Annotated in this window: 13 protein-coding genes; all 13 read right to left on the bottom strand. The window is 34.5% G+C overall.

What is annotated here, in order from left to right; genetic code table 11:
- Positions 1-420: 420 nt before the first annotated feature.
- Positions 421-867 (bottom strand): KTSC domain-containing protein, encoded by a 447-nt coding sequence (locus tag NK356_RS20695; RefSeq protein ID WP_034695549.1) that lies wholly within the window; start codon positions 865-867, stop codon positions 421-423.
- 139 nt (positions 868-1,006) lie between these two features.
- Positions 1,007-1,333 carry a hypothetical protein gene (locus NK356_RS20690; protein ID WP_034695546.1) on the bottom strand — a complete coding sequence of 109 codons (327 nt, stop codon included), beginning with the start codon at positions 1,331-1,333 and terminating at the stop codon, positions 1,007-1,009.
- Between the two features lie 105 nt (positions 1,334-1,438).
- A complete protein-coding gene (locus NK356_RS20685; protein WP_034695544.1) occupies positions 1,439-2,335 on the bottom strand; it encodes a retropepsin-like aspartic protease in 897 nt (298 codons plus the stop codon).
- 184 nt (positions 2,336-2,519) lie between these two features.
- Entirely contained in the window at positions 2,520-3,284 is a 765-nt protein-coding gene (locus NK356_RS20680; RefSeq protein WP_253317930.1) for a hypothetical protein, read from the bottom strand.
- Positions 3,285-3,494: 210 nt separating this feature from the next.
- Positions 3,495-3,875 carry a VOC family protein gene (locus NK356_RS20675; protein WP_253317929.1) on the bottom strand — a complete coding sequence of 127 codons (381 nt, stop codon included), beginning with the start codon at positions 3,873-3,875 and terminating at the stop codon, positions 3,495-3,497.
- Positions 3,876-4,159: 284 nt separating this feature from the next.
- Positions 4,160-4,888: a DUF2306 domain-containing protein gene (locus NK356_RS20670; protein WP_253317928.1), complete on the bottom strand. Its 729-nt coding sequence runs from the start codon at positions 4,886-4,888 to the stop codon at positions 4,160-4,162.
- A complete protein-coding gene (locus tag NK356_RS20665) occupies positions 4,836-5,294 on the bottom strand; it encodes a DUF2750 domain-containing protein (protein WP_253317927.1) in 459 nt (152 codons plus the stop codon). The genes NK356_RS20670 and NK356_RS20665 overlap by 53 nt, the downstream gene beginning before the upstream one ends.
- A gap of 46 nt (positions 5,295-5,340) precedes the next feature.
- Positions 5,341-5,715, bottom strand: a complete 375-nt coding sequence (locus NK356_RS20660; RefSeq protein WP_253317926.1) for a hypothetical protein — start codon at positions 5,713-5,715, stop codon at positions 5,341-5,343.
- Positions 5,716-5,802: 87 nt separating this feature from the next.
- Positions 5,803-6,384 carry a GDP-mannose pyrophosphatase NudK gene (gene nudK / locus NK356_RS20655; protein WP_253317925.1) on the bottom strand — a complete coding sequence of 194 codons (582 nt, stop codon included), beginning with the start codon at positions 6,382-6,384 and terminating at the stop codon, positions 5,803-5,805.
- A 66-nt stretch (positions 6,385-6,450) separates the two neighbouring features.
- Positions 6,451-7,356, bottom strand: coding sequence for a TIGR01777 family oxidoreductase (locus tag NK356_RS20650; protein ID WP_253317924.1), 906 nt, complete (start codon positions 7,354-7,356; stop codon positions 6,451-6,453).
- A gap of 24 nt (positions 7,357-7,380) precedes the next feature.
- Positions 7,381-7,725: a hypothetical protein gene (locus NK356_RS20645; protein WP_034695532.1), complete on the bottom strand. Its 345-nt coding sequence runs from the start codon at positions 7,723-7,725 to the stop codon at positions 7,381-7,383.
- Between the two features lie 5 nt (positions 7,726-7,730).
- Positions 7,731-8,324, bottom strand: coding sequence for an HPP family protein (locus tag NK356_RS20640; protein WP_034695530.1), 594 nt, complete (start codon positions 8,322-8,324; stop codon positions 7,731-7,733).
- On the bottom strand, positions 8,325-9,230 hold the full coding sequence (locus tag NK356_RS20635) for an arginase family protein (RefSeq protein WP_253317923.1): 906 nt from the start codon (positions 9,228-9,230) through the stop codon (positions 8,325-8,327).
- Positions 9,231-9,423: the final 193 nt, after the last annotated feature.

The raw sequence follows: 9,423 nt of genomic DNA, 5'->3' as shown, positions 1-9,423 counted from the left end.
TATTGTAAATGGGCTTCCTTCGTCTAAGCTCAGGATTAGGGCCCATTTCTATTGATGATTATTGCGAATTAAGAAAAATATTCAATAGGAGCGGGCTTTAGCCCGCTTAAATTTATAACAGCCAATATTGGCTTGAGCCAAAACGTAACATCCGGTTTTGGCAACACATATAGATTTGGGCTAAAGCCGCTGAATGGTTTTTATTATTGTAAATGGGCTTCCTTCGTCTAAGCTCAGGATTAGGGCCCATTTCTATTGATGATTATTGCGAATTAAGAAAATATTCAATAGGAGCGGGCTTTAGCCCGCTTAAATTTATAACAGCCAATATTGGCTTTAGCCAAAACATAACATCCGGTTTTGGCAACAAAAAAAGCTTCCAGTAAAACTGAAAGCTCTTCTATATTGTAGTAGAAAAAATTAATCTGCCATAGCCTCTCCGGACTTTCTGTAAACAAAGTTTCCGTAGATGTGTCTTCTTGCAAAACGGCTTGGTGAATCAGCGTTAACCATTTTGATGTACGTGTTTCTTGGAACTCCCATATACTCATACATATTTCCGTTCAAATGCTGAACCATTAAAATTGATTTCTCCAGATAAAAATCCTGAATATTAGATTTTGTAATGGTTTCAGTATATTCTTCTTTATATTTTTCCTGTGTTTCAGGATTAATACTTACCAAAAAGTGGTATGCCTCAATCACAGATTTACTTTTTTCTTCTGCTTCCTGCTTTCCTGCTTCATCATTAATGAATTTATCAGGATGGGTATCTTTCATCACATTTCTGTAAATCGTCTTTAATTCTCTTAAAGTAACGTTTTTATCAACTCCAAGAAGCGTTCTGTGTTCACCAATTTTTTTCATATCTCTAATCCTTATTTTCGGGGTGCAAAATTAAGAAATTAAATCCATAAAATCATAACTTATTCATTATTAATTTGTTTTAATTTAAATAGCTCTGAGAGTAAAGGGAATAGATATTAAAGTTTCAAATGTCATACTTTTATTCTCCGTGAAAATATTCATACGCATAACCTTCTAAATCTCCATGAGTTGATAATAAATTATCATTTTCATCATAAATTTTAAAAGACTCTTGTATACCACCAATGCTCGCGGAGCCATCTAAACCCAAAAGGATTGTATAAAAAGTGTCAGTAAGAAGACCAGAAACGATCTCTTTTAATTTTTTGGTTTGAATTTCGTCCAAATTTAATTCTTCAATTTTTATTGAAGTCATGCTTTTATATTCCATTTGATAATCGAAACTGGAATCAAGAATATTTTGTTTCTCTAAATAAAAGTTTTTTACAAATTCTTCTGGAGACATTTTATGTAAGTTTGTTAAAGTTGGAATAAAAGTATAAAATTTAATCTTTATGTCAATTATGACCTTATTAATAGTACTGAAGAATATCCTAATTTGGTTTTACAACTAATTAAACGCTGAATACAAATTTTTATTCAGTTTAAAATAAATAAACCCATTCTTAAAATCAATAACGGTATTGAACCTTTTTAAAAACTGATTACCAAAAAATCCAGCCATTTTTTCTGTAGAATCAATTCCTTCTGTAGAACCGGAAAGTGTAATCGGAAGATTATAAAGATATTTCTGAGCGAATTGAACAGTCGGACAAAGAACAACAGGCATTTCATATACAGAACCGTCAGAACCTCTTGCTGTGGCTTTACCTATTGTTTTCATGGTTGTTACCAGAACATTCTTTTTCGCAAAAGGAGAAGCTATCGTAAGAACATCATCCGCTCCGCTGTCGAGCCCAAAGAATCCCGAGTATTCTTTATCATCTACAATGATACTACTTTCCACAGCAGGGTAGTTGTCGATCATATGAAGTTTTACCTTTTCATAGCCTGTTAAATCCACAGACAGGTCATCTTCTTCATAAAACCGGATTTCATTTCTATGATAATTTATTTCAATGAGTTTGCCCTTCATCAGATCTGTTCCGAAAACTCCTTCAAAATGGGCAGATTCATAAGGAATAAGAGTAAATTGTATTTCCTTTTTCTCAATATCTCCAAATTGTACTGTATTATGACTGCTGTAATCTACAGTATTCACTCCATTGGAACCTCTGTTCTCAGACTTTCCATCAATTTTCAACGGGATCTTTTTCTTTGAATGGCTATTAATCACGGAGCCATCGGCACCTGTATCAAACAGGAACTTAATACTGTCGGTTTTGTTCACTTTACAATACACATACACAGAATTGTTTTCCAGAGAAAAAGGAAGGGTAGTAGGTGTTTTTTGAGCAGATACTGTTAGACACAATACCAAGGTCAGGAGAATAACAATTGACTTCATGGAGTAGTTTTAAAGACGAAAATAGAAGTAATGATGGCTTTTACAAAGAAATAACAAGCCATTAACCCACTTTTAACCGTTCCTTAACCGTTCTCTGCAAACTTTACCAATAAAAAACAGCACCCAATCTGGGTGCTGCTATTCTATTTCTTAATGATTCAATCTTTCAATCTTTTTAATAAGTCTACGGCTGATCACAAGTTCTTTTTAACTTGGTGAAAATCTTATCAAAATCCTTATAAGTTGTCTCTTCATTATTACGCTTTTGTCTGAAACTGCTGTTGGCACAGTTGTGAAAACCAAGACCAATCATATCAATTAATGCATAATCTTCTTTTTGTGGGTCGTTCATTTTGGCATCAAATCTTGCCATTACGCCTTTCGGGTCAGCATTATTTTTGCTTTTAAGTTCAGTATACGCTCTCCAGGCTGCAAACATCTTTTCTCTCTCAGGAGAGGATATAGCATCAATCTGTTCTCTGCAGGTATCGTAATATTTACTGTTTCTCAGCGTGGAAGGATCAGAATAGGCTAGGATTTCTTCTTTGTTAAGCTGGTATTCATTTTCAAAAGAATCAATGGTTTCTTCCATTAATTTTTTCCATTGGGGAAGATCAATGACTTTAAGACTGTACAATTCCTTTTTCTTTTCTTCATACTGCTTTTCCAGTTCCTGTAGATAAGTTTCTCTGTTTTTACGGATCTCGTCAAGCTGGGTAATTTTAAAAACAGGTTGAGTGTCAAATACAACACCATTGAACTGATACAAAAGTTTATTTACTCCGTCTATTTCTTCTTTGTTATATTTAGCCGGGTCAAAATACCCTTTATTGTCACAGTTAAAAGTCTGATAGCTGTAAGGGGTCAGATTGTTTGCTTTTGCAGGGTTTTTTTGCCCCCAAATAGTAATGGATAAGGCCAAAGCAAGCCCGATCATCATTTTTTTCATGTACATAACCTGTTGAAAGAATCCGAATTTTTCTGAATTTCTATGCAAAATTAAGGCTTTAAATTCGAAATATAAAGGATTAAATAGATTTTCTCAATGGTTTTTGCAAATTTTATATGAATTTTATACTGAATGGTTTATGTTTTAAAAATTCAAGCTCGTTAAATTCTAAAAAATGAATAGCAATAAACTGATACAGAGCTGTTTTCGTTAATAATAATTGCTTACTTCAATAAGATTATAATCCGGATCACGGAAGTAAACTGATTTGATTTTTCCTACTGCCCCTGTTCTTTCTACAATCCCTTCAATAATTTCTATATTTTTCTGTCTGAGCTCTTCCATTATCTCATGAACATCTGTCTCTGCAATGAAACAAAGATCAGCAGAACCACAGGTGGGAATCTCTGCTTTAGGTTCAAATTCATGTCCTTTCTGATGCAGATTAATCTTTTGATTTCCAAAGATGAGTGCTTTTCTATTCTCTCCAAAAGTAACGACTTCAAATCCCATAATATGAGTGTAAAATTCAATAGTCTTATCAATATCTGCCACCGTTAAAACAAGATGGTCAAGGTTTTTAATTTTCATACATTAATTTTTAGACAATAATGCTGATCAAAATTAAGGCTATTTAGACAATTGTTGTCCTGTAATTGATTGTTTTTTTAGATTTAAAATAATAGATTTACACCCATTAACACGAAGCCATGATATATTATTTTTTTCTTCTTTTTATTATTGCCGTTTTCGGAGGAATCGCTTATCTGATTATGCGTTTTTTCAGTAAATGGACCCGAAATAGTCAATATGAAACATTTTTTAATACCCTGATATTTATTGCATCATTTTTTCTGGTGTCATTTATCAGTCTTTTAATCTTCTTTTCCACCGTTGATTTTTCCAGGTAGTAATGATTCTTTTCTGAGAATTAAATAAGCTATAAAAAGATTGATAAAAAGGGCTGCCCAGACATTCAAACCATAAAAAAGTTCGTAGTCATGAAGAGTTTCATTATAAAACAGATTCTTAATGATTCTGAAAGTTATGGCTGTGGTGGTGACGGCATAGCTTAGAATCATATAAATTCTATGTGTGCTGACATTTCCTTTTTTGATAAAAAGTATGGCGGCAATAGTGAAATAAGCCCAAAGAACATCCTGGATCAGAAATCCTGTGATTCCGATAATGCCACCATTGGAAAAAAGTCCCAGTACAAAGCATGCCGGAACATTGATAATAAGGATATTGTAAACATATATTTTCCCAATCATCTTATGAAGCCCTTTATTTTCAGCCAAAAACCGATTTGAAAATTGTGTCAGACCTGCCAGAAGACAAAGCGTTATGGAAAAGATATGAATGTAGAAAAAAGTCATCCAGTACGGATTATCCGCTACCTGCTGCTTAAAAGCCAGAAATCCTATGTTTTTTTCAAGAGAAGTATACTGAGAAATGGTTTTCAGCATCAGAATACTGAAAAGAAGGACTAAAAATAAAGCACTTACTTTAATGATCTTTATTCCCAAAGACTTCATATGGTATAAATGATTAATCTTCCAGTACGTCTCTGATCTGTTTTTCCAGATCTTCCATGTTTTCAAACTTTCTCAATTCCAGTGACTTTCCTGAAGACCTAAGCTCTTCAATAATATCAAGGATTAATTCTAAAGGTTCAGCTTCGTAGCCAAACAGATTGCTGTCAAAATTAGTTCCTACCAATAACCCGTCACTATTCATTCCCAGACACCAGTTTTCTACAAACTCGTTGAGAGGAATAGGAGAGGGCTCATAATGATTCCACTGGTTTTCTATGCATGATTTTGCTCTGGCAGTATCAGACCAGAAGCAAATGATCTGTACCTCTTCACCGTCTTCGTATTCTGACTCGTTGGAGTAGGAGGTAGCATAGCCATTACCATCTTTTAAAGCATATACTGTTTCTGTCTCAGTAATTTTTTTAATAAAGTCTTTATGACGGTTCTCTACCGTAATATGATCTTGAAGCATTGTAATTAATTATGAATGATAAGTTATGAATGATGAATGGGATGTCTTATGAAATATCACTCCTGTTGATATGAATAATTTCGGGATTTTGACCATCTGAATCTCTTTTAGATCTACCATAAAGTCCTATTTCAAGATCATTTGGGGAATCACTGTCCAGTTCGGAAGGATGTACATAGGTATACATACCATATCCATGCCCGGAAACCAGCCATCCTTCAGTAAGGTTTAAATGAATTACATTGAAATCTCCGGCAGGACCTCCGGCATAAACCGGACCGAATTCTTTCATTAATTGTAATGCTTCCTTTTTTACATCTTCGATAATACTGATGTCATCAAAAATAATATAAGTGCCATTTTCAAAAAGAACCCAATCCTGAAATTTGGGATTAATAGCAAGCTTCACATGTTCAATCATCTGTTAATAGTTTAAATATGAGTTATAAGTTAATATTTTTATTTAAATATAAAGTTTTTAAGCATCAATCATCATTGATATCTTATTTTACAGTATTCCTTTGATTCTCAAATGCTGAAGAAGCATAATGGTTTTTGCATCTTTGATTTCTCCTGTATCAATCATTTTCAGGCTTTCTTCAAACGGTAATTCCAGAACTTCGATATTTTCACCTTCTTCTTCCAATCCGCCTCCGTCATTGATTTTCATTTCATTTGAATACTCAGCAATGAAGAAATAAAGAATTTCCGTTACAGATCCGGGAGACATATAGGCTTCAAATATTTTTTCAACCTTTGAAATTTTATATCCGGTTTCTTCTTCTGTTTCCCTTTTGATACAGTCTTCCGGATTATCATTATCCAGAAGTCCTGCGCAGGCTTCAATGAGCATGCCTGTAGAATTTCCGTTAATATAAGTTGGTAAACGGAATTGTCGGGTAAGAATTACTGTGTTTGAATCTGTATTGTAAAGAAGGATTACTGCGCCGTTTCCACGGTCATAGGCTTCTCTGCTCTGAGTTTCTGTAGTTCCGTCTTTTTTCAAAACAGAGTAGGTGACTTTGTTTAAAGTATACCAGTTGTCTGAAAGGATTTCTGTGTTTAATAAGGTGATATTCGGGTTTTTCATGAGAATATTTTCTGAGTTATAATAAATAGGTGTTGAAATATTTTTTTAATTAATCTTTTCTTGAATTTACTTCTTTAATAAATCTTTTAAAGCGTTCTCCAGATCCGGAAATTTGAAATGGAAACCTGCATCCTGAAGTTTCTGGGAGGAAGCCCTTGAACCTTCCAATATAGCAGTAGCCAGCTCTCCGAATAAGAGTTTCAGGACAAATCCGGGAACATTAGGCATAAATAGTGGTTTCTCAAGCACCTGGGCAATCTTTTTTGTAAGCTCTTTATTGGTAGCATGTTGTGGAGATACAGCATTATAAGCGCCATCTATTGCTGGGTTTTTTAAAGCAAATTCATAGATAGAGCAGATGTCTTCAATATGAACCCACGGCATATACTGTAGGCCACTTCCCAGCGGAGAACCGATATAATACTGAATAGGAGGGATCATTTTCTTTAAAGCTCCGTCTTTTTCAGAAAGCACTACAGCAGTGCGTATTTTGACCACTCTTTCTGCCAGATCCTGTTCCTTAAAGTCGTCAGCAGCCCTTTCCCATAAAACGACCACTTCACTTAGAAAATCGTTGCCTGGTGGATCGGTTTCCGCGTAAATTTTTTCTGAAGTTTCTGTACCGTAGAAATTAATTCCTGAGGCTGAAATAAAGGATTTAAGCTTGATCTTGTTTTTTCTTAAAGTTGTTCGAAGCAATTCTGCGGAATCTACACGGCTGGAAATCAATTCTCTTTTTCTTTCCGGAGTCCAGCGCTTTTCCGAAATATTGGCACCTGCAAGATGAATGATATGAGAAACATTGTCAAAGGCAGTTTCATCGATAGTCTTTTTTTGAACATCCCATTCATATTCATGATCATGCACTTTTTTTCGGGTCAGAAACCGGATTTCGTATTCCTTACCTATTTTTTTTGCCAGTTCTTTGGCAATCATACCGCTGGCGCCGGTGATCAGAACAACTTCTTTCATAGTATTATATTTGTGGTGGATAGATTATGCCTGATTTTTTACAATCAGTACAAAATCATCTTCCAGAAGTTTATAACCGTAATCATAAATGAATTTGTATTCAGAGCCGTTTTTATAAACTTTCAGGTTGGTAAAATAATCGAAATCAAAACCTAAGCCATCCAGTCTGGATTTTGGGACTTTTGTTTTACCATCGGTATTTATTTCCATCAGGATACGGTAATTCTTACGGAGTTTGTTATTAACATTCCGCATCAGATTACTAGAATCCTTATTCTGCTTATTGTTATAGGCGTTCCGACAGGCATCGTTGCAGAATTTTTTATCTGATCTTCCGATGATTTTCTCGCCACATTCCAGACAATTCATGATTTTTATTTTAAGTGATGGTTGTGTCTTTTTTTCAGCAGTTTTTTGAACATACTGTGGGTAGGATAACTTCTGTTAGGTGTAATATTATTAAAAAATAATGCAACAATCAAAAGAATAATGCATCCGGAAAGAACAGGGGAGAGAACATACCAATATCCCAATTCCGGAATTTTCCCTGTAGAACTTACTGCAATCAGAGCTGTAGCTCCGCCTGGTGGATGCAAAGTTTTTGTATACTGCATCAATACTATGGAAAATGCTACTGCCAAAGGTGCCGAAAGCCAGATGATGTCCGGAACAAACTGATACACAGTAACGCCTACCAATGCAGACAGAACATGTCCGCCGATAAGATTTCTCGGTTGTGCCAGAGGACTCTGTATTGCTCCATAAATCAGAACACTTGATGCTCCAAAAGAACCGATCAGAAAGATATTCTCGGTTTCAGTGAGTGAATGAGACTGGATAAATGCAATAATTCCGATCCCAAAAAATGCACCTAAAAATGACCAGAAATGCTCTTTATAGTCAACAAGTGTTTCTTTATAGATCACATATTTTGAAACTCTGAATGTTCTTTTGATAGTCTTCTTCATTTATTCTTCTTTATTTTTTATAATTTGAATTAAATTGTCTACAAATGGACGTGTATACGTTCCGTTTTCATCATAATCGGGATCTAAAATGGTAATCTCTATTCCAAAGCATAAAGGATTTTCGAATAAAGGTTTCAGCATTTCCCCGAGATCATCATAGCTGATTCCATCTTCCATTCTGCTGTCTACGGCAGGCATGATTTCGTCTTTCAGAATATCTACATCAAAATGAATGAAAAATCCATCTAGGCCTTTATCATTCACCATTTTCAAAAAGTCTTCAGCTGTTTTTCTAAAACCATTTTGTCTCAGACGGTATAAATCAAAATAATGAATATTGGAATTAATAATCTGATCAACATATTCTTTATCATCAGTTTCTGCATTTCCACAGCAGAAGATATTTTCTTCAAGCAGATAAGGCTTTAAACCATCAATATCAGTCAGTTTTTGATGTCCGGTACCGGTAATGATGGCGAGATCCATTCCTGCAGCGCCTCCGGTTTCAGAAAGTTCTGGCGGAATAAAGTCTGTGTGTCCGTCAAGATAAAAAAGCCCGAAATTCCCCAAACGTTTAAGAGCGATAGCATTTCCTATGAGAATACTGCAGTCACCTCCAAGAATAATATTGAATGTATTCTTTTCGTAATGATGGAGAATACAGTCTGCCTGTTTTGTAGCATATTTAACAATCTGATCTGCATTTCTGACTTTTGATTCCTCATCAAAGTCCATAGAATATTCAGGAGCTTCCAGTATGAAAATGTGGGCAGGATTAATTCTGCTATGGAAATCAAATTTTCTGAGCCAATCCGGAAGTTTTCGAACACCGGGTTCTGTCTCATGTTCCTTTTTGGTAAGTCCCAAATTGAGAGGAAACTCAAAAATATTGATGCTCCTTTTCATAGATGAATTTTCACAAAGATAAGGAATTATCCGTTTGTAAATGGATAATTGAAAAGCGCTGATCAGTATTACAATATATTTTACAGAAAAGAGAAAGTTTATGGATTTAATGAATTTTTAGAATACTTATGTTTGTGTTTGTTTAATTTTTTATGTTTTTAAAAATATAATATTCATCGGTATTTTAGATTGA

The sequence above is a fragment of the Chryseobacterium sp. S0630 genome, from assembly GCF_024158915.1.
Lineage (GTDB): Bacteria > Bacteroidota > Bacteroidia > Flavobacteriales > Weeksellaceae > Chryseobacterium.
The sequence above is the reverse complement of the archived record's forward strand: the minus strand, read 5'-3'. Positions and strand labels throughout refer to the sequence as shown.